The organism is Dryocola clanedunensis subsp. sulfonylureivorans (assembly GCF_016756775.1).
Lineage (GTDB): Bacteria > Pseudomonadota > Gammaproteobacteria > Enterobacterales > Enterobacteriaceae > Dryocola > Dryocola clanedunensis.
In genome coordinates, this window is the sequence record NZ_JAERMU010000082.1 from 1 (window position 1) to 559 (window position 559).

The 559-nt window shown below is 58.1% G+C and carries 1 protein-coding gene; it reads left to right on the forward strand.

Annotation, left to right across the window (positions count from 1 at the left end; translation table 11 throughout):
• A partial coding sequence (locus tag HYQ67_RS23885) for a hypothetical protein (RefSeq protein WP_202308670.1) occupies positions 1-559 on the forward strand: 559 nt, incomplete at both ends.

Consider the following 559-nt stretch of genomic DNA (forward strand, 5'->3'; position numbering starts at 1 on the left):
CCGTCAACGGGACGGCAGTCGATATTATTGGTGCCGATTCGGTGGTCAATAATACCGGCGTCATCACCGCCACAAACGGCAAGGCAGGTTATCGCCTGTCCAACGGTGCATCGCTGGATCTGACCGGTGACGGCACGACGAATGCGGACGGTACGGCGCACGGTATCCTGCTGGATACCGGTGCTGCGGGTCTGACGGTGAAAGATGCGACCATCAATATGGCCGCGACGGGGACCGGCAACGGCATTGAAAACAGGGCTGAAATCGACGGTATCCAGCTGACCAACACCACCATTAACGTGGGTAAAGGTGCGGGCGTGCGAACGTCTGCCTCACTGGCACAGACCAACAGCGGCACCATTAACGTCAACGGCGCGGGTACCGGTCTGCTGTTCCAGAACGCCAATGGTTCAGCGAGTGACAAAGCCTACGACATGTCTAAATCCCAGGGGCTGGTGATTAACGTCAACAGCGCGGCGGGTAAAGGCATGACCACTAACACCTCCGGAGCCATCAAATCCGGCGTCAGCGTCAATATCAACGATGCGGCAGGTGGCTC